Raw genomic sequence first — 23,931 nt, forward strand, 5'->3', positions numbered from 1 at the left:
TCCGCATGAGGATGGTGTTTTTGTGTTTATGTTCTTGGAATTGTGAGGCAGTGAGCTTCAATGATCATAGCCGTTTGTTGACGGTTCAATCGATGGTTAACCATATCCACTGTAAAATCTTCGGCTTTCTTAGTATTCATCTTAAAGTGCAAGTTATTATAGCGCAGGAAAATAACCAGAGCAGTAAAAGCAGTTCGTTTATTCGCGTTATGAAAAGGATGATTTTGTCCTAATGATTCAAATAAAGCAGCAGCCTTGTCAAAAATAGTGGGATATGCATCTTCGCCAAAAACAGAAGATTGGGGACGGAAAACGGCCGATTCAAGTAAACCGGCTTCTTTAACTCCTATGTGTTCCGCTGGGCTGTAACGTTGAATCATTGCTACATTAATAGCTATTACTTCTTGAACGGATAAATATCAAATCGGTGTCATCTATCTTTGAGTCCTCGTAATGTTTGATCATATTCTTCAATGACATCTGTTAAAGTGCCCATGAAGTCAGCGCTAATTCCTTCGGGCAATAAAATCTTAGTCGATTTTTTAATAATGATCTCGCCTGTCGAAGGCCTAACATCAATGCTAACGATATCGCCTTGATCCAATCCAATCTGCTTAAGAGCGTCTGTCATCGTTATTCCTAAGCTATTACCGAATTTCGTTACTTTCCTCTCCATCTCTATCATCCTATTCATATGATTTCCTCCGTATCATTCTATTCAACTGTTATAACAATAATACAATGGTTCGAACTATTTTCAATCAGTTCTTAGCGGTTCATTTGTTCTCGTGTTCGGCGAGAGGGCCCAACTTTAGTGGAAACGCTGTCACATCTCCGCCCGGGTGTGCTGAAGAAGACAATCAGGCTGATCTATAGAGAACCGTGTTGCAGGGGGACCAGTTATCGCTTACGATGCCAGTCATTGTTCCAATGAGTTTTAGGTGGCATCAAAACTGTGGTTACACCCATAGAAAGCCGTAGAGTCATCCCCTCCATTCAAAGAAGCCTGATGCCCCGCTGGACACACTATTCTTAGTTCATCCGATAGGCCGTGAGACAATATAACAAAACCGCTACATCCCGATACTAGGGACGTGGTACAATATAGATGACAGTAATGATAAAGGGGTCATTTTTATGACATTTGATCAAACCTCGCATTCCGAAAAGAAAATCATCATCCGCAACATTGAACGCGATGATTTTGATAAAATCATCGCTCTGCAAAATATTTGTTTCCCGAACATGGATCCCTGGAAGCTGGATCAATTGGAAAGTCACATCCGCACGTTTCCCGATGGTCAGATGTGCGTTGAGCTCGACGGTGACATTATCGGCTCCTGTTCTAGCCTAATCGTGAACTTTGATGATTATTTGGAGCAGCATACGTATTCCGAAATCACGGACAAGGGTTATATTCGTAACCACAACCCCCGGGGCGGGAACCTCTATGGGATGGAAGTTATGGTACATCCGAATTTCCGCCGCATGAAGATCGGCAGAAGGTTATATGAGGCAAGGAAACGGCTGGCGGAGCGGCTGAATCTCAAGAGTATTATCGTAGGAGGACGCATCCCGGGGTATCACAACTATTCCGATAAGCTGTCCCCAAGAGCTTACGCGGAAGAAGTGTTGCAGCAGAACATCTACGATCCGGTGCTGACCTTTCAGATGATGAACGGATTTACGCTGAAGAGGATCATTACCAATTATTTATCCGATGACGCCGATTCCGAGAATTTCGCGGCCCTGTTAGAATGGAATAATATCGAATACAAGCCGAGCATCAACAAGACGCTTTATAAAATGTCTTTCCCCGTCCGTATTTGCGTGGTCCAGTATATGATGAAAAAAATCGATTCTTTCGAGGAATTTGCCACCCAGTGTGAGCATTACGTGGACGTGGCATCGGATTACAAATCCGATTTCGCCGTTTTCCCGGAGAACTTCACCATGCAGTTGCTTTCCTTCTTGGATGAACGCTCTCCGAGCTTGGCCGTCCGGAAGCTCACGACATTTACGACTAACTATATAGAATTATTCACCGAGCTTGCGGTTAAGTATAACGTAAATATCGTAGGCGGCTCCCACTTTGTCGAGAACAATAACCGGATCTACAACGTGGCTCATTTGTTCCGTCGGGACGGCACAATTGAGCGGCAATACAAGCTGCATATTTCTCCGAACGAGCGGAAGTGGTGGGGCATCAACGGGGGTAACTCACTCGGAGTGTTCGACACAGATTGCGGTAAAATATCGATTCAACTCAGCAGCGATATCGAGTATCCGGAATTGTCACGTATCGTCGCGGAGGAGGGGGCGCAAATTATATTTGTTCCTTTCTGCGCGGAAGATCGGCAGACGTTCCTGAGGGTGAAGTACTGCGCACAGGCCCGGGCGATCGAGAACCAAATGTTCATTGTGACCTCGGGTACGGTAGGGAATCTAACACATGTGGATAACGTAGACGTTCAATACGCCCAGTCCGGTATCTATACACCTGCCGATTTCTCCTTCTCTCGTGACGGCATCGCGGGGGAGTGCAGCGAGAATACGGAGACGGTCATCATGGCCGAGGTAGATATGGAAACACTGGAAAGGTACCGTAAGTCGAGCGATGCCTTGTCGTTCAAGGATCGGCGGACAGATATTTATTCCTTACAAATTCATACTTAAACCATAACAGAGGTGCATATGAAAAAGTTAACGATCGCAACAACGCAATACGGTCTCACCGATATCCGTACCAAAGAAGAGTTCTGGACGGGAATGGATACGAAGGTTCGGAAAGCTGCCGAGCAGGGCGCCTCCATGATTGTGTTTCCGGAGTACTTGACGGCTCACTTGCTAAGCTTGGAGCCCTCGATGCTGCACGAAGAAGCATGTTATTTTTTGGATGGGCTCACCGATAAGTACATCGAGTTCTTCACAGAGCTAAGCCGTGAATGCGATATTGCCATACAAGCGGGGACGCATATTTGCTTAGAGGGAGAGGGCAAGTACTCGAACAAAGCATTCCTCTTCTTTCCCGACGGACGGGTGGAGATGCAGTGCAAGGTGCATCTTACGCCGGAGGAACAGATTCGCTGGCCTCTTGTCGCAGGTAACGAGCTTAACGTATTCGAGACGGAGTGGGGCAAGATGGCGATCTTGACCTGTTACGACATTGAGTTTCCAGAGCTGGCGAGAGCAGCCGCGCTTCGCGGCGCGGAACTGCTGCTATGCCCTTCCTATACCGATAGTTCCTTCGGGTACCATCGCGTACGGCATTGCGCCCAGGCGAGAGCGATCGAGAATCAACTGTTCGTCGTATTGAGCGGCCTCGTCGGAGCTTTGTCCGAGGATCGTCCGCAGGTGGACATGGGTTTTTGCCAGGCGGGCGTATTCACCCCATGTGATCTGCCGTTCGCAGCGGATGGCATCTTGCAAGTAGGAGAAACGAACGAAAACATGACGGTGCTAGCCGAACTCGACTTCCACAGGCTTCGTGAGAATCGCGAACGCGGTTCAGTAGCCCCCTTCTACGACCGCCGTCCTGATCTATACGAACGCGAACACGAACAGCAGAAGAAGCTACTGTAAATTAAAAAGCTGTTTGCCCCCTTGCAATTGGTGGAAGTGTACCATGTGGAAGAAGATTTTGGCATCATGAAGTCTCAAGTCTCAAGTCTCAAGTCTATCATAACACTCCGGCGGATTGTGGTTTTGCACAGCCACGGTTCGGAAAAATGAACCCTTGTCCAAACAAAACCACAACGGTTAATGATGGACAGAGGTTCAATACGGTCATATTGAGAAGTCAGATATCCCCCAATACCCACGATTTCGTCAGATGGATCTCCAATTCTACAACCCGGATTCTATTCCTAGCAGGAATTGCTTGGAGTTCTATGGAATTTTACTATATTACTAATTATCCTAATATAATATAGAGGTTTATAATGGATGTAGAAAGATATCTAATTATGATTCGAGGTATAGACAAGACTGAGAATGTTATTTCATATGAATATATACAATCAAAGGTTAGAATTTTTTATAGTAACTCCTTACAAGATTATAACTACAATTCTGCAGATGTAGTTATTTTGGAGCATCCCAAAGTCATCGAGGTAGCGGAAGGGATGGAGGTTTTTTGTGATGGGTATCCTTTTTCCAATGTAATGCAAATACGTGATTTCGGTTTTAGAATAAGGGTACATTTTGCAAATGGGACTAATCGCTCCTATGAAAGCGAACGTATTCAGATTAAAAGTTGTGGCATCCGATACACGAAAGCTAAAGCCATCATGGAATATTTGCGGGATATTTCGAAGCATGTAAAGAATGAAGATGGGCAAGGGGATAAGAAAGCTTTTTTGACTAGAGAATTCACCAAGCTAACTTTTATTCACCCCGATAGCGTATTGAGTCATTATCTTAACGCTACTCCTATTCAAGGAACCAATGGGGTTGATTCTAGCTGCATATTTCCGTTTCGGTACAATCTCAGTCAGAAGAATGCGCTCCATCAAGCCTTGCAAAATACTATCAGTATTATTGAAGGACCGCCAGGAACAGGTAAAACGCAGACAATTTTGAACATATTGGCCAATTTAACTGTAATGCAGGGTAAGACCGTAGCCGTAGTTTCGGGAAATAATGCAGCAGTAGCGAATGTCCGGGAGAAGCTTGAGCGGGAAGGATACGACTTCTTTGTCGCCGGTTTGGGAAATCAGGAGAATAAAGAACACTTCTTCCGAAACCCTCCAGCATGGGATGTTTCGGATTGGCGATCTGATCAACCAGTGGTAGAAATCAAAAATAAACTGGAAAGTTTGGACAACAGCATACGCCGCTTAATGGAATTGGACCGTGAAAGGGCAGTTCTCAAGCAAAAGCTGGCGGAGTATCTTTTGGAGCAGGAGCATTTTGAGCATTTTTATGCCCAGAAGGATGTACAACAGCTAAGTAAACTGTCCTTTTACCGGCAGACGCCTGAGCGAATTTTGGAATTCATGAAAGATAGCTTCCTAGCAGTGGAGTTGGGGACCGATAATAACCTTTTATACAAATTTAAGCTGTTCTTCAAGCACGGTTTTACTCGTTTTAAGTTATTGAAGAATCAGGGACATGACGTAATGCTGAATTACCAGCGTCAATTTTATATTCTCAAAGTAGTGAGTCTGAACTCGCAAATCGATACTATCGAGCGTGAATTAAATGCTCATTCCTACCAGCATTTAATGGATGAGCACCAGAGATATTCGACTGAACTTTTTCGACATAAATTATATGAAAAATATCATAATCGTCAACAGTTGACGTGTGATGAGAAATCGTATAAGAACAGGAAGCATTTTCGACCTTTTATGGAGCAATATCCAATAGTGTTAAGTACGACTCACTCCTTGCGCAATAGTGTTCCAGCTAATTATTTATTCGATTATTGCATTATTGACGAGTCCTCCCAAGTTGACTTGTTAACGGGAGCTTTGGCCTTATCATGCTGTAGACGGGCGATTATTGTTGGTGATACTAAGCAATTGCCGCAAATTTCGGAAAAGATCGAGGAGTTAGTGGAACGGGAGCTTTTCGATGGGCTTAATGATTCTTACAATTATTTTCAACATAATATCCTTTCTTCATTGCTCTCACTATATGGCGATTCTATTCCTAAAGTGATGCTAAGGGAGCATTACCGTTGCCACCCGCAAATTATTGAATTTTGTAATAAAAAGTATTACAACGGGGAACTAATCGTATTTACACATAAGACTGAGACGGACACCCCGCTATTGATTTATGGAACGGTAGATGGTAATCATATGAGAGATGGAAGAATGGGAAAGTTTAATCAGAGGGAATTGGATGTGATTGAGCAGGAAATTCTTAAAGGAATGGTGAGTGAGGTTGCTGCGAACCATACGGATATAGGAGTAGTCACACCCTATCGTCATCAGGCCGATAAGGCCTCTAAGAAATTTGAGGGGCTGGCAGAAAGCGATACTATTCATAAATACCAAGGTCGTGAGAAACCGACTATGATTATGTCTACAGTGCTGGACCAGACTCGATCAGGAAAAATAGGAATGAAATTTGTTAACGATCCTTGTAAGATCAATGTGGCCGTGTCCCGTGCCCAGAAACAGTTTATTTTAGTAACGGACCGAAAATCTTTCAGAAAATACGGAAATGAAATCAGCGATTTAATGAGATATATGGAGTATAGTACGTTGGATCCCAATGTTGTGGAAAGCGAAATTATCTCAATCTTTGACTTACTGTACCGAGATTACTCGGACAAGCTCAGGGATTTTCGGGTAAAAGTCGGGCAATTTCAAAGCTCAAGGCATAAAAGCGAGAACATTATGCATGCTTTATTAGATACGATTTTAAAAGATTCTCGCTATAAAGATTTCCGGTTAGCCAATCAGGTGTTGCTTTTGAATTTATTTCCTGATCTAAACATGCTGGAAGCAGATGAGAAGAGGTTCGTGCAGCATCGGGCATCCGTTGATTTTGTTATCTATTATAAATTTGATAATTCTCCGGCTCTTGCCATCGAAGTGGATGGATTTGCTTTCCATGAAAATAATCCGAAGCAACTAGAAAGAGATAAGAAGAAAGAAAAGATTTTTGAAAAATATGGTGTTGATTTGCACCGTTTTCCGACAACAGGAAGTGGAGAGGAAGCTAAGCTCAAAGTGCTGCTGGATAAACATCTGTCACTGAAGATGGAGTCAATTTGAATCGGTTAGGCAATTTCTCCAAACAATCTCAACATCATATTCCGGCGGATTGTGGTTTTGCACAGCCACGGTTCGCCCCCACCAAACATGAGAAACCCGACCTGATCAGGTCGGGTTTTTTCATTTTACTGCAGGGATAATTCATAATCACAGCTGCTTGTTAATCATCCAATACCAGTGACCTCACCAATCTCGCTTCTGCTTGCGGAATTCGCTGGGGCTCATGTTGAAATGTGCTTTGAATGCTCTGCAGAAATAGGGGTAGCTCTGGAACCCGGCAGAATGCGCAATGTCCTCCAAATTCAAGTTGCTGTAAAGTATTCGCTCGGAAGCGATCGAGAGTCTGATATCGACAGCATATCGTATGGGTGTCTGGCCGAACGTCTCCTTGAACAAGTGGGAGGCGGTCGATACGCTAATGCCATATTTCTGCGCAATGTTCTTAAGCGATAAAGGCTCTGTGGCATGCCGTTCGATATATTGCTTGATCTTGTACGGAATATAGCCGCCTCCGGATACAGTTGTGCTTCCTTTTCGCCATTGACGCTCAATAGTAAGACAGAGCAGCTTCACCAGATAAGCAATCATCTCTGTATGATTCTCGTGCAGGTTTCGCTTCTCATAGATAAGCATTCTCCACAACGAAAGAAGCTCATCTGTAATCTCGATGGGGATGACAGAAGGAGCTTGAAGACTATTGAACCAGGCGTCAATCCAATCTCCCTCGACGTACATAAAGTAATCTCCGCTGTCCACGAGCCCCAGCCCGTCATCTGTCATCGTCTCTTCCATAATTAAGCGATAGGAATCGCCTTTTTTCGAGAAAAGTAAATCACCGGGTTGAATAGAATATGTTTGGCCGTTTAATATCGCTTGGCATGCTCCCTGAACCTGTAAACGAATCAGCAAACCGGATTGTCTTCGCTCGGTATAAGTATGGAACGGGGTGGAGTGATAGGCATATCCGGAAGTGAAAATCGTTAAGCCATGGTTGTCCATTAAAGTCACTCCTTCCTTGCACTTGCTAATTTCCGCAACTATTATTTTTGCAAGATAAGTCAATCATAACATGATAGGTTATTCACGCCTATAGTCGTACGATTTATACTGAGCATATTAAAAAAGAAAGGAATGATAGGCCATGACTGCTAAAGCTGCTGTCCAATTATTTACGCTGAGAGAGGAATGCAGGGCTGATTTCCCTGCAGTCTTGCGGGAAATACATCAAATCGGTTATACCGGTGTGCAATTTGCAGGCTACCATGGATATGCTCCAGAGCTGCTGAAGGAGGTCGTAGTGGAATGTGATCTGCAAGTTGCCGGCCTGCACGTCAGCTTGCATGAATTATGGGAGGACACTAGCCGACTTGTTAACGAGGCGCGCTTGTTCGGAACAAAGGATTTGATTGTACCCAGCTTGCCGCCAGAGCTGCGGAACGAAGAGGGCTACAGAAAAGTCAAGGAACAGTTGAATGCGCTTGCAAAAAGCCTGAAGCAGGATGGAATCCGAATCAGCTATCATAATCATGCATTTGAATTTCAAACGTTAATTCATGGACAAGAAGCACTGTCTTATTTGCTGGAACCGTCAAACGACAATGGGATCCTTGCGGAGCTGGATGTCTATTGGCTGCAAAAAGGCGGCTTTCAGCCGCTGGAATATATGAAGAAGTATGCCGCCAGGATGCCGATCCTTCATTTGAAGGATATGACGGCTGATGAAGAGCAGACGTTCGCGCCTCTAGGAACGGGATGTATCGACTTCGAACCCATCATTCGCTGGGGTGAAGCTTCAGGGGTGGAATGGTATGTCGTAGAACAGGATCAATGCCGAACCAGCCCACTGGCATGCATTCGTACAAGCTACGCTCATTTGTCAGGACTACTGTTGAAGCTGAGAGGAGAATGCTAAATGACTTACGGAGTAGCGGCGGTTGGCGTTGGCGGCATCTTTAAAGCTGTGCATGAAGGAGCGTGGCAGGAGCATCCCGAGGCTAAGATTACAGCAGTGTGCGATATTAGGGAGGACCGAGCGCGTGAGACGGCGGCACGTCTGGGCGTGTCGAGGGTGTATACAGACTATAAGGAAATGCTGCGAGACGGAGATATTGATATTGTAGACATTTGCACACCGAATCTTTATCATTCAACGATCGCGATTGAAGCGCTGCAAGCAGGTATTCATGTCTTATGCGAAAAACCCGATGCTGTGAATCCGGAGGAGGCTCGGAGGATGGCAGACGCGGCTTCAGCCAGCGGCAAACAGCTGATGGTTATACGCAATAATCGTTTTAAGCGGAGCTCTCAATTTTTGAAGAGATATGTGGAAGAGGGACGGATGGGCGAGATTTATACGGGGCGCTGCGGCTGGGTGCGACGAAGAGGGATTCCGGGAAAAGGTGGATGGTTCACGACAAAGGAGCTTTCTGGCGGAGGACCGTTAATCGACTTAGGTGTCCATTATATTGATCTTGCGATGTGGATCATGGGCAATCCAAAGCCGATTGCTGTCAGCGGCGCCACCTATACGAAGTTCGCAAATGATGAAATGAGCGATTCTGTGCATAGCTCCTTTGGTGATAAGCAGGAGAATGGTGTATTCGATGTAGAGGACCTGGCGACTGGCTTTATCCGTTTTGATAATGGAGCGACACTGCAGATTGAGTTCAGTTGGGCTTCCAACGTAGCTGAGGAAATGCATTTCATCGAACTTCGAGGCACAAAAGCCGGCGCATGTGTAAAGAATGACCAGCTATCCATCACTACCGAAATGGCCGGTCAGCTAGTGGATATCAAGCCCGCCGCTCGAAATGCAAACCTAGGGAACCCGCATATGGAAAATATCAAGCATTTCGTAGATTGTCTGCAAGGCCGGGCGGAGCCAACAATAAGGCCTGAGCACGGGGTAGATATGATCCAAATATTATCTGCAATCTATGAATCTGCTCGTACCAACCAGGAGATTCGTTTGTAGACGTAGGAATTACTGCAGGCGGATGAGACTTACCGCTCGTTAGTCGTTTCCGAGTTCCAGGAGGTTCGATAATGGCGGGCTGTGCGGGAAGTAAACTTATCCATTTGTAACTGCCTTCTCGTTGTGTTATGATTAATGAATCGTATATGGGACTTTGAGTCACATATTGGAAAGGGTTGCGATGCTGCCTTTTTTCGATATGGGGCTTTTTTTCTAGAAGTATATGCTAATAATATCCAATCGGAGGAATTACAATGCAAACAGGAACAGTTAAATGGTTTAACGCAGAAAAGGGCTTTGGTTTTATCGAGGTTGAAGGCGGCAACGACGTATTCGTTCACTTCAGCGCTATTACTGGCGAAGGCTTCAAATCGCTGGACGAAGGCCAACGGGTTGAATTCAACGTGGTTCAAGGTAACCGCGGTCCACAAGCGGAAAACGTTGTAAAGCTATAGTCGTCATTGACCGCTCTTGACTTAGGTGAAGAGCGGTTTTCTTATTTGTAAAGGAATAAGGGGAGGTTACGTGTGTGTATTATTCTCGGAAGAGACCTTTAGAAGACTTGCCAATGGAATTGACTGCGATCTGGTCGTGCACGAATAAAGACTGCAATGGTTGGATGCGCAACGATTATTCATTCGAGGACATTCCGTCTTGCTCACAATGTAAGTCTCCAATGACAAGCAGCATGAAAGACCTGCCCATTCTTATGGGCAGCAGCAATAAAGGAAAAGCTTGACCAAGATGCTCGTAAGAAAAAACCGTCCACGTACTGTTCACCGTGGACGGTTTTTCTTTTTTCAAACACGCTTGTGGACTTTTTTGCGCAACGCATGTTTCACGGGCTCCACCTATCATTTTTGCTCATTGAATCAAAAGTGAACGTCGCAATCAATACCCATGATTTACAGTGAAATCGGTGATGGACTACAATGCAGACAAATCCTTGCCACTGAGCAAACAACGAGATTCGGTTGAATTGATCCCAACAAGAGCGAGGTGAAAGTGTAATGGTAAGCGCTTTATCTTTACTTGAAAGCGCTTCAAGCCAGGGGGACTGAAGAAGGAGCATACTTCGGCAGGGCTGGAAATTTAATGCTTTGTGATGAGGAGTGAAGGGATGAAGAGAAGGCTTAAGAGGTACGTGTCTGTATTGCTCACAGCATCAATGGCATTTATGCTTGCTCCCGCGGCAGTCTGGGGGACGGAGGAAGGCGGTGGCGCCACTCCTGTGACGCTGACGCAGGTAGGCGAGGTATTGGATTTCGAGGATGGCGAGCTGGCCGGGACCGTAACCGGAGCTCCGGCAGTTACTGGCTCTGGCTCTATTACAGTTACGGATTTCGACTCCAATAAGGTGCTTCGGGTGCAGCCTCCATCGGATACCGATTCCAATACGGCCAAGCAAGCCAGCTACTGGTGGACGCTTCCGCTGGATAGCGGCGAATATGATCTCACGGGGAAGGATCAGGTTGAAGTAATGTTGGACTGGTGGGTGGACATAACACGCCCAAGTGCCAATTCACTGGATGTTCGGCTGAACAGCGGAGCGGATCAAGTCATAACGCTTCGAACGGCTGGAGGCGGCACGAGCACGAACTCACCTGCCACCATCTCTTATTATGCGGGCAATATGGCCGCTAACAACTCACCTGCCTTAGGCGCTTCGACAGTTGCGCTGACAGGCGTCCCTCGCCTGACCAAGCTGACGGCGACAATTCGGGTCGATTTGCTGGCGCAAGAGGCGATGATCAGCGTGACTGACGGCAATCTGCTGTCATACACCGCGCCACAGCCTATAGCGATTGGCTCTGACAAGCTGACCAGCATGAGCATTGGCGCGAGCCGCGCCAGCGGTCAGAACTGGGCCAGGTTCAACGCGGTACAGGACGTGACCTGGGATGAAAGCACCTATGGCATGCGTGTGGATAACATCCTGTTCAAGGCGGCAGCCTCCGGCGGCGTGAAGCCGATTATTGGAGCGAATGCCATTACAATAGCTCCAGCCTCCGCGGCTAACCTGGAGTATGGGGAGGGCTCGCTGGAGGACAAGCATTCCGCCACATTCAGCGCGGTCGTTATGCCTGTCAACGCAGCCGACAGGACGTTCACATGGTCCATCAGCGACTCCAGCATTGCAGCCATTACGGTGAACCCGGATAACACCGTGACAGTGACCGGCGCAGGCGCAGGCCAGGCTGTTCTTACGGCCGTATCCAATATGAACGCTGCCATTGTTGACAGCGTGCAGATCAACGTTAGTTATGTTCCGCCAATTACGGAGCCTGCTCCGGAGTTTACTGCTTTGTTAGAGGACGGGTATACGCAGCGGTTCGGCAGCTCATTCGCCGGCGATGATGCAGCCCCGCTCTGGATATTCGCGGGAGGCTCCTATCATTCCTTGGCCAGGGAAGACGCTCCTCGAATCAATCATTACTTCCGATTTGACGCCTCCGGCTCAGGCAATCGCGGCAGCAAGGGAGATTTGCCGTTTGCGATATCTGGCAGCAAGGTCTATGCTCACTTGGACTGGAAGGTTCCAGCGGTTACAACCGCGCAGAATACGTTCAACCTTAGCTTCCAGGATGGGGCCAATGTTCTGCTTAGCTTAAGAACGGGCACCTACAACGGTGCAAGGACGATCGGTGCGTTCTCAGGGGCATTGCCGGGTCCGACGGGGCCTGACCCCGCTAATTTCTGGAGCAGCAATCGTTATCATGCGTTCACTCATAACGCGGTAAATATATGGTATACGGTGGGCATTGAATTCGATTTCGATACGATGAACGCTACGGTTTCCCTTGTTCCGAGAGATAATGCCGCAGCGGAGCCTTCGGTGGTGACGGTTCCTTTCGAGGGCAGCCAGCTCAGCTCGTTCGTCATTACCGGCGAGCGCGCGGGCGGGAATAACATCGGCATCGTAGACAACGGGATAGACAATTTGTATTTTTTCACCAAGCCGCTTTCTTGGAACACGATCACAGAGGTGCTGCCGTATGACTTCCTCCCGGAGCGCCCGGCAACAGCTGACAGCAATACCGAGCAGAGCTGGTTCAAGACGGTCTATATCGGGGATGTAGCTGACGAGCAGGGGCTCAATCTGCCTGCAACTGTAGATGTCAAGGTGGCTGGCGGAGGTACAGAGTCTGTAGGCGTAACCTGGGAATTAACCGAGGTCCCATGGTCTACAGAAGCGGAAGAGCTGCTCTATGATCCCAATAAGCAGGGGGTATTCTCCTATGTAGGAACGCTTACGGACGTGCCAGACGTTGCGGTTAACCGAATGGGCGTCAAGGCGAAGCTGTATATCGAGAATCGTCCGAAAAATAAAGCGACATCCGAGCCGATCTCCATGGAGTGGCTGGACAGGGGAGTGGTCGCCGTTCCGGAGAATGGCGGTCAAGGCATGCTCGTCACCTGGCGTCTGCTCGCTTCCGAATATAATCAAGGATTAACCTTCCATATCTACCGCAATGGCATACGGATAAACCCAGCGCCGGTTGCTTTGCTTCATTATGTAGACGCGGATGGAGAAGCAGGAGATGTCTACAGGGTGGAGACGGTCGGCACCGGCGCAATGAGTAAGCCTGCTGTGGCATGGGCCCATAATTATATCGATATTCCGCTGCAGAGGCCGGCGGATCGTCCTAACCCTGCGCTTGCTTACGGGGCAGCCTCCCAAGCAGAGGCTATAACGTACACCGCCAACGACATGTCCGTTGGTGACGTTAACGGGGATGGACAGTATGAGGTGCTGGTGAAGTGGTATCCTTCCCAAGCGCAGGACCCTGGCCTTGCGAATAGGCATACCGGTGAGACGATATTCGACTTGTATACGCTGGAGGGCAAGCTGCTCTGGCGAATCAATCTGGGGATTAATATCGTATCCAGCGCACATCACAGCGCGTTCAACTTCTATGATCTGGATCAGGATGGACGAGCGGAGTTTACAGTGAAGACTGCTGACGGAACAAGAGGTTATCTGCCGAAGCAGGATGGCACCATTGATGACCTGGCAGACAGTCCGGCATGGGTGCTTGGCAACCCTGATGCCGTATGGGTAGGCGGTCTGCAGAATCCGGCCAACGAGAATCAGGTCAACAATACGGCGCTTGGCAGGGTGGCGTCAGGTCCGGAGACGATTACGGTATTTGATGGCGAGACAGGCGAAGCGCTGGATACGGCGGATTATTTTGCACCGTACAACATTACCCCGAATTGGGGAGACAACAACAACAACCGCAGCGACCGCTTCAACGGAGCGGTAGCCTATATGCCGAAGAATGGCGAGTTTGGCGCAGAGCCTTACCCTACGATCGTTGAGGTGCGCGGCCATTATGGTCCGCACTTTGTAGGGGCCTATCAGTTGATTGACGGCGAGCTGGTGGAGGTCTGGACGTTCAAGCTGGCGGATTGGAACGCTGGCAGCAATCAAGGCAATCATAATCTGAAGGCAGCGGATGTGGACTTTGACGGGTATCATGAAATGGTGCTGGGCTCTATCGTGCTGGACCAAGACGGCTCGATCCTGTGGAGCGCGAACGGGACGAGAGGGACCGTCTCCGCGGGCCACGGCGATGCGCTGCACGTAGGCGCCATGGTTCCAGGCAGCGATGAAATTTATGTGTTCACCCCGCATGAGCACGGTCCTCCGAACAATGTCACCTTGCATCGCGGATCCACAGGGGAGTCAGTGTGGACCTATGCGGCGAACATCGGTGATGTCGGGCGCGGCGTAGCAGCGAATATTACGCCATTGCCGGGCTTTGAGGTGTGGGCGATTGAGACGCCTATGTACAACATCATGAGCGGCGAGGTCATTACAACGGAAGTGGGAGGCATTGGCGTTGTGAACAAGGCGCCTGTCAACTTTACACTGTATTGGGACGGAGATTTGTTAAGCGAGTTTTTTGATGGACCCAATAATCTTGCGGTTGACGACCCGCCATCCATTACGAAGTTTCGTTATGACACGGCCACGGGGCAAAGCGAGCTGGAGACGCTTCAGACGTTAACGGGCACCTATTCCAACAACGGCACCAAAGCCAATCCCAGCCTGATTGCCGATCTGTTCGGAGACTGGCGAGATGAGATTCTGGTGCGCACGAGCGACAATGCGGCGCTGAGAATCTATACGACTGATATTCCAACGGACTATGTCATCTATACGCTTATGCATGATCCACAGTATCGTCTGGCCGCCAACCTGCAGAACTCGATGTATAACCAGCCGGGGCAGCTGAGCTTCTATCTGGGTGAAGACATTCGCGATGAAGTCCTAAGTATGGAGCTTCCGGTGCCGAACATCTATTATACGGTAGATATATCTACACCGCCTCCGGTGTATCCGATTATTCCTGGTACACCGAAGGATGAGGGGACGGAGACCGGCGGCGAGGAGCCGACGCCAACTCCGGAGAAGCCGGCATTGAACAGCGCCATCGTGAATGCGAAGCAGCTCAAGGAGAAGCTGCAGGAGGCGCTGCAAGGTAATGCTCCCGTCGCATTCTCCGATGTGCCACAGCAGCATTGGGCGGCCAAGGCTGTCGGATACGCTTCGCAGCTTGGCTTTGTAGAAGGCAAGCCTGGTGGTGAGTTTCAAGGCGCGAAGGCGGTAACGAGAGCGGAATTCGCAACGATGATGGTGCGCGCGTTAGGGATAGACAAGACTGGGGAATCCGACGCGTTCTCCGATACGGCAGGACACTGGGCGGATGCTTATATTCGAGCCCTGCGGCGCGCAGGTGTTGTGAACGGTAAAGGCGATGGCGCATTCCAGCCTGATCAAGAGATTACTCGCGCAGAGATGGCGACGATTCTGGCTCGTGTATTAAGCATGAGCGCGGTTGAAGGTACAGCGAGCTTCTCTGATGTAGGCGGCCATTGGGCTGCGGGCCATATCAAGCAGCTTAGCCAGGCAGGCATCGTGAATGGTCATGGGGACGGAACGTTTGCGCCGGATGCTCATGCGAACCGCGATCAATCTGTGACGATTATTATGCGAATGCTGAACAAGGTGCTTGATCTCGGTCTAGAATGGTAAGCCAAGTATAAGGTGAATCAACAGCCTCCCGGGCGTCTGCTGGGAGGCTGTTGCTCGTATCATCCTATTTGTCCGATAATCATTAGCTCAGAATCGCTTATGGAAGCGGGCATCCCATAGCCTCTTATCAAATGATTGTTTCGGAACCGCTTACATAGCTGGTATTATCATGCTGCAGAAGCAGCCTCGACAGCATGAGCACGATGATGAAAAGTGGAGGTGATGATGAAAGCAACGTATTGCAAGCGGTTTCAAAAATAAAGCGGGGACCATCCTATTGAGGGAGGAATTTATCTGAAGAAGAGAGTTATGCTTGTCACAAGTATGGTGTTGCTGTTCTCTATGACACTCGCATTGATAACGAATGGACTGCCTAATATGAAGGCTTATGCCTCCAGTGTGGCGATTACCAGCAGCGGCGGCTGGAACGAGACCGCTTATGTGGAATGGTCGCCTGTAAGCAACGCCCAAGGCTATAATGTCTACGTGAAGCCGGCTGGCGCTCCGGACTCTCAATATAAGCAGATTGATACAGAGCTCATTCGGAAATATCCATCCTACTGGAGGGCTGACGCAGTTGGCCTGGCAGCAGGCAGCTATGTGCTCAAGGTGGAGGCGAGGCTGTCAGGAGGTTCAGCCGTAAGCTCCGTTACCGGCGCGCTATCGGTATCGGCGTATGACCGGTCGGGCTTTGCGTTTTCGTCCAGCTCGTTGTTCGGCACGGGCTCCGGAGCCTATAACGACAACGGAACGCTGAAGAACGGCGCTCAGGTGCTGTATGTCACTTCTGCTACGGCCAAGACGGTGACGTTAGGAGTGAAAACAAGCAGCTCTGGCGCTATAACGACGGGTGTTGGTATTGGCGAGATTCTGGAGCTGCGGCAGAAGGGCTACGATCAGACGCCGCTTGCGATCCGCATCATCGGCAAAGTAACAGCGAGCGATATGAGCGGGCAGCTTAATAGCAGCGGGTATCTGCAGGTGAAGGGCAAAAGCAATTATTCCGCTTTGCATACCACTATTGAAGGCATCGGGAAGGACGCGTATGCGTATGGATGGGGACTCCTTGTTCGTTATGCGGGCAATCTGGAGGTGCGGAATTTGGGCTGGATGCTGTTCCCTGATGACGGCATATCTATGGACACAGGCAATGCTAATGTCTGGATTCATAACAATGATATCTTCTATGGCAAGGCAGGCGGAGATGCCGATCAGGCCAAGGGCGACGGTTCTACCGATCTGAAGAAGGGCTCTACTTATATTACGATTTCTCATAATCATTACTGGGACTCCGGCAAGGCTTCGTTGGTTGGCCTAAGCGAGTCGTCGAATTTCTACGTCACCTTCCATCACAACTGGTTCGATCATACGGATTCCCGCAATCCGCGGATTCGCACAGGCTCTGTGCACATTTACAACAACTTCTACGATGGCGTGTCCAAATATGGCGTTGGCATGACCTCCGGAGGTTCGGCGTTTGTAGAATCCAATTACTTCCGACATACCAAATATCCCATGATGATTTCGCTGCAGGGCACGGACGCGCTGGGAGAAGGGACGTTCTCGGGGGAGAACGGCGGAATGATCAAGGCCTTCAACAACATCATTGTTGACGCGGACAGTGTGATCTATGCCAACTCCAACGCTGGCACAGCGCCGGCCCACGCGACCTCGTTCGATGCGTATCTCGCATCGTCGCGGAACGAAACCGTGCCAAGCTCCTATAAGGCCTTGAAGGGCGGAACCGCTTATAATAACTTCGATACAAGCGTGGATATAGGAGTCAGCACATCGGATGTGGATAGCGTCAGCACCGTGGAGCAGGTCGTGTCGAGTGAAGCGGGACGCCTGGGCGGCGGAGACTTTGCCTGGACGTTCAATGATGCGGTTGATGATCCGTCATATGCGGTGAATACGGGCCTGATGTCTGCTATTACGGGATATTCCTCCAAGCTGGTATCCGTAGGAGGCAACTCCAGCGGCTCGGGCGGCACGCCGACACCAACGCCAACCACAGCGCCAAGCCCTACCCCGACGCCAGCGCCAACAGCAACGCCTACGGCTACTCCAACGCCTACAGCGGCTCCGACGCCGACTCCGACGGCGCCGCCGGCAGGGGCCCAAGTTCATAATTTTACAACGAGCGGGACTACAAGCTCCTTCTTCAACATTCAAGGCAATCTGTCCAGCTCCAAGGGAACCGTGCATTATAACGGCCTTACCTTGACACAGTGCCTGAAGATGGAAAGCTCAACGTCCATCACATTCACAACGACAAAGGCTTCAACATTGACGCTTGTATTGAATTCGCCAGACGGCACAACTGTGAAAGTTGATGGAGCAAGCTACCCCATGACGAACGGAATCGTAACCGTTGCACTTGCTCCAGGCTCGCATACCATTGCCAAGGATCAAGTAACGAATTTGTTTTATATGAAGGTGGAATAACAAGTATACCATCGTTGATCAGGGGGAGGCCGCCTACACAGGGGCCTCCTTCAATTTGTGAATTGCCGGAAGGAGGAGCGAGGGGGAGGGGGTTGACAACAGCTTTGAAATCATTTATCTTTAATTTAAGATATATAATATAAAGATAACAAAGGAGAGATCCAACATGACAACCTTCCGTAATATGGACAGCATTCGTCGAGGCGCTCCATTCCATATGGTTGGAGATGGCTTCCGGGTATCCAATTATTTCCCTAACGGCAACGAGCTTGGGGAACGCATCAGTCCTTTCCTTCTGCTTGATTATAATGCGCCGTTCGACATTACCCCAAGCGAGGTGTCCAGAGGTGTAGGAGCGCATCCTCATCGCGGCTTCGAGACGGTGTCGATCGCATACGAGGGTTATGTAGAGCATCACGACAATCAAGGGAACCACGGTATTGTCGGCCCTGGTGATGTGCAATGGATGACAGCAGGCTCCGGCTTGCTTCATAAGGAATACCATGAACGCGAATTTTCCAGACGCGGCGGCCGATTCCATTTTGTCCAACTGTGGGTGAACCTGCCTCGCGAGCACAAGATGCATCCACCCAGATACCAGGAGCTGCCCAAAGCGTCAATGGGGCGCGCCTCGCTGCCAGACGGCGGCGGTGAAGTTCGTGTCATCGCAGGCGATTACAACGGTGTACGCGGTCCAGCGGAAACGTTCACGCCGATTCATCTGTTCGATATCGACTTCAATAAGGGAGGCATTGCGGAGTTCGAGCTGCCCGCCTCGTACAATGCCAGCGCGATCGTGCTAAGAGGCAACGCCCGGATTAATGGGGAACGCGAGGTCGACGAAGGCTCGTTCATTCTGTTCGATCATTCGGAAGGTGTTATCCGTATTGAAGGCTTGGATGATGATACGCTAGTGCTCGTGCTGGGAGGAGAGCCCATTGACGAGCCTGTGTTCCAATATGGTCCGTTCGTTATGAACACCCGTGAGGAAGTGATTCAAGCTTATGCCGACTTCAAGGCAGGCAAAATGGGCGACGCGAATTTTTAAGCGAATTGCCGAAATCTGATCGGGCTAAAAAAGCCCTCCTTGACGAAATATAAGCTCGTCACAACAAAGGAGGGATTACGCTTGAAGAAGATCGGGATACCGGTGGCGATTGTCGCGCTTTCGGCAGCCTTATTCTCGGGCTGCGGCATGAATGACAACAACAACTACGGCAATAATAACAACAATAATGATCAGAATGAGAACGTCGGCATGAAATCGTACCAGAACAATTCCGGCAGATACAGGTCCTTCAATCAGAACGAAATGACCGACACAACGGATATGAACGGCACGACGGATACGACGGGCACTACGGATACGACGGAAGAGATGGAGGACAGCCGTTTCTCCGACGTAGCGGAGGGTGACTGGTATACGAGCCATATTCAATGGGGCTCCAGCGAGGGACTCGTAGAGGGCTACCCCGATGGCAGCTTCAAGCCGAACAAGGCGTTAACCCGGGCAGAGGTGATCAAAATATTGAATACAATGGCCCAGAAGGGCTACTTCAACGCCCCTGCTGAGCCAGACCCAACGCCAACTCCGGCTCCAACAGAGGAAGCATCGCCAACACCGACAGCTTCGCCTGAGGAGACGACAGCGCCAACGGCAACGCCAACACCAGCGCCATAAAGAGTGTAATAGGAGGACCCGGCCAAGCTATAACAGGCCGGGTCTTTGTGTTGTTCTGCCAATCATCACTTATTTTTACATATTCTCCACATCCCTCTGACAAGCTGTTAATAAATGGGTTGTACAATGCGGAGGTGTCTTAATACAAATATATAGGGTGGAGGACTCCAGAGTGAAAAACAAATTTGTACTGCTAATGGCGGCCGTGCTTACAATGGGATTGCTTGCAGGCTGCGGAGGCAACAACGGGGCGAATAACGGTGCCGGCAATAACGAGACAGCAGGCTCCGGCAACACACCAACATCGACTGCAAGCGAAGCGCCTACCGAAGAGCCGGGCCAGAAGATCGACGTGCTGAAGGTCAGCTTTGTGCCTTCCAAGGACCCTGAGCAAATCATTACAACAACGGAGCCGCTGAAGGAGCTGCTGAAGAACCAGCTGGCTACGCAAGGCATCACAGTAGACAAGGTTGAGATTGACGTAGGCACAACGTACGAAGCAGTTGGCGAAGCGCTTAGCGCAGGCACGACAGACATCGGGCTTATCCCAGGCGGCACATATACGCTGTACGATGACGGCGCTGAGGTTGTCCTGACGTCGACACGCAAAGCGTTGTCCATTGATTCGGACAAAGCCAAGGATTGGAACGACAACAAGCCGACTACCGGCCTGGATGACAAGCAAGCCACTTATTACCGCTCCCTGTTCCTGGCAGGTCCTTCCAAGAAGGGACAAGAGCTGGCTGCCAAAGTGAACAACGGCGAAGAGCTGACTTGGGAAGACCTGAACAGCGCTAGCTGGGCTGTCATGTCGACTTCCTCCTCCGCTGGCTACATCTATCCGACGCTGTGGCTGCAAGAGAAGTTCGGCAAAGGCTTGACGGATCTTGCTCAAGTGACTCAATCGGACTCCTACGGCAGCTCGTTCGCGCGTCTGGCTGCTGAGCAAGCGGACATTATCGTTATTTATGCGGATGCACGCCGTGACAATGAAGAGAAATGGACAAGCGAGTACGGCGCCAAGGCGCCAATCTGGGAGCAGACGAATGTTATTGCTGTCACGAATCCGATCTATAACGATACGGTCAGCGTCAGCAAGAAGTCGCCGATCATGAACGACGAGCTGAAAGCAGCTATTCAAGAAGCGTTTATTGCAATCGCGGGCACGGAGGAAGGCAAGCAGGTCATCGCCATCTACTCCCACGAAGGCTACCAGGTTGCTCAATCGTCCGATTACGACGGCGAGCGCCAAGCTCAGGAATTGATTCGCAGCATGAAAAAATAGAATGATCCCGGATGCGCGCCGCGCATCCTTATGAAACCTGAATGAGAACATCATGCTTTCATGATGTTCTCATTTTACATGCTGTTCTCATTTTACAATTGGAGCCCTTTACCGCATTGCATCTCTTAGCCAAAGGATTGAATATCTCTCATGATTGAATTTATCGATGTAGTGAAGACGTACAACAATGGCACGACGGCACTGAGCAACATCAACCTGAAGATTGAGCAAGGCGAATTCGTGGCGATTATCGGCCTCTCGGGCGCAGGCAAATCGACGCTGATTCGGTGCATTAACCGCATGCATGATATTTCAAACGGCAGAATTATTGTGGACAACGTCGATGTATCCAAGCTGAGAGGCCAGCATATTCGCAGGTTCCGGCGCAGAATCGGCATGATCTTCCAATCGTTCAACCTCGTGACCCGCACGACGGTTATGAATAATGTGCTGGTCTCCTTCGTCCCGGACCTGCCGATGTGGCGCAAGCTCACCGGCGTCTTCACGAGGGAGCATAGAGTGAAAGCGCTGGAGGCGCTTGATAAGGTCGGCATTCTGGACAAGGCGTTCGTACGCGTCGATCAGCTGTCCGGCGGCCAGCAGCAGCGCGTAGCGCTTGCCCGTACGCTTGCGCAGAATCCAGACATTATTCTGGCGGACGAGCCCATCGCCTCGCTGGATCCCGTCACCTCCCGCATCGTCATGGACGACTTCAAGCGAATTAACAAGGAACTGAACATATCGGTCATTATGAATATTCACCACGTCGAGATTGCTCTGGAATACGCGGACCGAATTATCGGCATCCGCAAGGGCGAGGTTGTGTATGACGGTGAGACATCGAAGGTTACGCAGGATATTCTGCAGGACATCTACGGCGGCAAGTGGGAAGCGGAGCAGGAAGCGCTGAAGGAGCAGATGGCTTATGTATGATAAGCTGTTCCCTCCGGCCAAGCTGACCCTTCCGAACGGGAAGGTTGTGCTCCAGAAGCGGTCGCGGCTTCCGCTTATTATTCTTCTATTGGCGATAGGCACCGTGGTGTCAGCCAGATTTACGAGGTTTAGCCTGGAGCTTCTGGTGACAAGGATACATGAGTTTTTTACCATTATTCGAGCGATGATCCCTCCGGATTGGGGCAGTCTGGCAGATATTTGGCCGCTGCTGCTGGATACGATCAAGATGTCGCTGCTGGGCTCGCTGATCGGCGCTTTGCTGGCGCTGCCTGTCGCGGTGTCGGCCTCCTCCAATATCGTGCAGTCCAAGCTGGTTATCGTCGTGAGCAAAACCTTGCTCAGCCTGCTCCGGACCTTGCCGACGCTGGTATCGGCGCTCATCGCGACCTTCGTGTTCGGACTTGGACCGATGGCAGGCACCGTGGCGATTATGCTGTTCACCATCTCTTATGTAGGCAAGCTGCTCTATGAGCAGATTGAGAATGTGGACATGGGCGCCTTCGAGGCGATGGAGTCCATCGGCATGACTAGAATTCAGGCGTTCCGCTTCGCTGTCATACCGCAGGTGCTGCCGGGCTATATCTCCACATCGCTGTATTGCTTTGAAGGCAATGTGCGATATGCGGCCATACTGGGTTATGTGGGAGCCGGCGGCATTGGCCTGCTTATTAATGAAGGACTTGGCTGGCGCGATTATTCCGCTGTCGGCATGATTATTCTGGTGCTGATTGTGACCGTCTTCATCATCGAGAGGGTCAGCGAGCATTTCCGCAAAAAGCTCATCTAAGGGAGACTTTTATCCATGAATCACATTGAAACTCAACTGCTGGCCGCTCCCCGGAATCGCCTCTATCTATCGACCATTGCCGTCATTGTGGCGATCCTGTTCCTGTGGTCGTTCACAGCGGTCAACTTCAGCAATATGAATCAGAACGGCCTCACCATTGCCCAAAATATTATTTACGGCATCACGCATCCCGATCCCGCTCTCCTGTTCAACGTCACGAAGCAAAGCGTGCTGTACCTATTGGTGGAGACGCTTGCCATCGCCTTCCTCGGAACGTTGGTCGGTGCTGTTCTCGCTGTGCCGCTCGCCTTCCTGGCCGCATCCAACATTGTGCCGAGACCGGTGTCCTGGCTGACGCGACTGCTGCTTATTACGATTCGTACCATTCCGGCGCTGGTGTACGGCTTGATGTTTATCCGTGTGACGGGCCCCGGACCATTCGCCGGTGTGCTGACGGTGGGATTAACCTCGATCGGCATGCTCGCCAAGCTGTATGTCGACGCGATAGAGGAGCTGGATACGCGCGTGCTGGAGTCCATGACGTCAATTGGCTGCACGACCTTCGAGAAGATCCGCTTCGGTATCGTGCCGCAGCTGTTATCCATCTTCTCCTCCGTTATGATCTATCGCTTCGATATGAACATGCGCGAGGCTTCCATTCTGGGGCTCGTTGGGGCAGGGGGCATCGGCGCGCCGCTGATCTTCGCCATGAGGAGCTACAAGTGGGATCAGGTAGGCTCCATTCTGATCGGACTGGTTGTGCTTATTCTTATTATCGAGTTCCTCTCGAACAAGCTTCGCGCGAAGCTGGTGAGAGGGTAGGGGCAGATGTAAGCGGTATGGCACGGAATGCTAGCTGCGAAAGACCGGTGAGACTGCAGGCAGACGGTATGAGGCGTTACGTGGCGGTAAGGGCATGAACATCTGAACCTTACAGTGACAAGCATGAATTATGGTTACCTGCACGAGCTACGGTGGTCAGCCCAAGCCACAGTTACCTTCACGAGCTACAGTGGCCGACCAACCTA

General features: G+C 50.0%; 17 protein-coding genes and 1 pseudogene. 15 read left to right on the forward strand and 3 right to left on the reverse strand.

Annotated elements, in window-relative coordinates; all coding sequences use genetic code 11:
• Positions 1-26: 26 nt before the first annotated feature.
• Positions 27-434 (reverse strand): annotated as a pseudogene (locus AB1S56_RS03700) (type II toxin-antitoxin system death-on-curing family toxin).
• Positions 431-694 (reverse strand): AbrB family transcriptional regulator, encoded by a 264-nt coding sequence (locus AB1S56_RS03705; RefSeq protein ID WP_340870807.1) that lies wholly within the window; start codon positions 692-694, stop codon positions 431-433. Before AB1S56_RS03705 ends, AB1S56_RS03700 begins: the two are co-directional and overlap by 4 nt.
• Before the next feature lie 443 nt (positions 695-1,137).
• Here AB1S56_RS03705 and AB1S56_RS03710 point away from each other — a divergent pair, with 443 nt between their 5' ends.
• The 3 genes from AB1S56_RS03710 (at position 1,138) to AB1S56_RS03720 (ending at position 6,731) form a co-directional block, all read left to right on the forward strand.
• Entirely contained in the window at positions 1,138-2,676 is a 1,539-nt protein-coding gene (locus AB1S56_RS03710) for a GNAT family N-acetyltransferase (protein WP_340870806.1), read from the forward strand.
• Positions 2,677-2,694: 18 nt separating this feature from the next.
• Positions 2,695-3,582, forward strand: a complete 888-nt coding sequence (locus tag AB1S56_RS03715; RefSeq protein ID WP_340870805.1) for a carbon-nitrogen hydrolase family protein — start codon at positions 2,695-2,697, stop codon at positions 3,580-3,582.
• A 359-nt stretch (positions 3,583-3,941) separates the two neighbouring features.
• Positions 3,942-6,731: an AAA domain-containing protein gene (locus AB1S56_RS03720; protein WP_340870804.1), complete on the forward strand. Its 2,790-nt coding sequence runs from the start codon at positions 3,942-3,944 to the stop codon at positions 6,729-6,731.
• 183 nt (positions 6,732-6,914) lie between these two features.
• Here AB1S56_RS03720 and AB1S56_RS03725 read toward each other — a convergent pair whose 3' ends face one another.
• Positions 6,915-7,730, reverse strand: a complete 816-nt coding sequence (locus AB1S56_RS03725; protein ID WP_340870803.1) for an AraC family transcriptional regulator — start codon at positions 7,728-7,730, stop codon at positions 6,915-6,917.
• A gap of 142 nt (positions 7,731-7,872) precedes the next feature.
• Between AB1S56_RS03725 and AB1S56_RS03730 the strand changes: the two genes are divergently transcribed.
• The 12 genes from AB1S56_RS03730 (at position 7,873) to phnE (AB1S56_RS03785) (ending at position 23,725) form a co-directional block, all read left to right on the forward strand.
• Positions 7,873-8,643: a sugar phosphate isomerase/epimerase gene (locus tag AB1S56_RS03730; protein ID WP_340870801.1), complete on the forward strand. Its 771-nt coding sequence runs from the start codon at positions 7,873-7,875 to the stop codon at positions 8,641-8,643.
• A complete protein-coding gene (locus tag AB1S56_RS03735; RefSeq protein ID WP_340870799.1) occupies positions 8,644-9,705 on the forward strand; it encodes a Gfo/Idh/MocA family oxidoreductase in 1,062 nt (353 codons plus the stop codon).
• Positions 9,706-9,959: 254 nt separating this feature from the next.
• Positions 9,960-10,160, forward strand: a complete 201-nt coding sequence (locus AB1S56_RS03740; RefSeq protein ID WP_340870798.1) for a cold-shock protein — start codon at positions 9,960-9,962, stop codon at positions 10,158-10,160.
• A gap of 74 nt (positions 10,161-10,234) precedes the next feature.
• Entirely contained in the window at positions 10,235-10,444 is a 210-nt protein-coding gene (locus AB1S56_RS03745; RefSeq protein WP_340870797.1) for a cold-shock protein, read from the forward strand.
• Between the two features lie 381 nt (positions 10,445-10,825).
• A complete protein-coding gene (locus AB1S56_RS03750; RefSeq protein ID WP_340870796.1) occupies positions 10,826-15,748 on the forward strand; it encodes an S-layer homology domain-containing protein in 4,923 nt (1,640 codons plus the stop codon).
• A 342-nt stretch (positions 15,749-16,090) separates the two neighbouring features.
• Positions 16,091-18,196 carry a pectate lyase gene (locus AB1S56_RS03755; protein ID WP_340870795.1) on the forward strand — a complete coding sequence of 702 codons (2,106 nt, stop codon included), beginning with the start codon at positions 16,091-16,093 and terminating at the stop codon, positions 18,194-18,196.
• Positions 18,197-18,362: 166 nt separating this feature from the next.
• The gene (locus AB1S56_RS03760) at positions 18,363-19,244 is read left to right on the forward strand and encodes a pirin family protein (RefSeq protein WP_340870794.1); all 882 of its coding nucleotides are present in this window, start codon (positions 18,363-18,365) and stop codon (positions 19,242-19,244) included.
• An 81-nt stretch (positions 19,245-19,325) separates the two neighbouring features.
• Positions 19,326-19,877 (forward strand): S-layer homology domain-containing protein, encoded by a 552-nt coding sequence (locus AB1S56_RS03765; protein ID WP_340870793.1) that lies wholly within the window; start codon positions 19,326-19,328, stop codon positions 19,875-19,877.
• Between the two features lie 196 nt (positions 19,878-20,073).
• The gene (locus AB1S56_RS03770) at positions 20,074-21,162 is read left to right on the forward strand and encodes a PhnD/SsuA/transferrin family substrate-binding protein (RefSeq protein WP_340870812.1); all 1,089 of its coding nucleotides are present in this window, start codon (positions 20,074-20,076) and stop codon (positions 21,160-21,162) included.
• Between the two features lie 150 nt (positions 21,163-21,312).
• Entirely contained in the window at positions 21,313-22,095 is a 783-nt protein-coding gene (gene phnC / locus AB1S56_RS03775) for a phosphonate ABC transporter ATP-binding protein (protein WP_340870792.1), read from the forward strand.
• Positions 22,088-22,903 (forward strand): phosphonate ABC transporter, permease protein PhnE, encoded by an 816-nt coding sequence (gene phnE, locus AB1S56_RS03780; RefSeq protein ID WP_340870791.1) that lies wholly within the window; start codon positions 22,088-22,090, stop codon positions 22,901-22,903. Before phnC ends, phnE (AB1S56_RS03780) begins: the two co-directional genes overlap by 8 nt.
• A 15-nt stretch (positions 22,904-22,918) precedes the next feature.
• On the forward strand, positions 22,919-23,725 hold the full coding sequence (phnE, locus tag AB1S56_RS03785) for a phosphonate ABC transporter, permease protein PhnE (RefSeq protein WP_340870790.1): 807 nt from the start codon (positions 22,919-22,921) through the stop codon (positions 23,723-23,725).
• Positions 23,726-23,931: the final 206 nt, after the last annotated feature.

The sequence above is a fragment of the Paenibacillus sp. PL2-23 genome (assembly GCF_040834005.1).
GTDB lineage: Bacteria > Bacillota > Bacilli > Paenibacillales > Paenibacillaceae > Pristimantibacillus.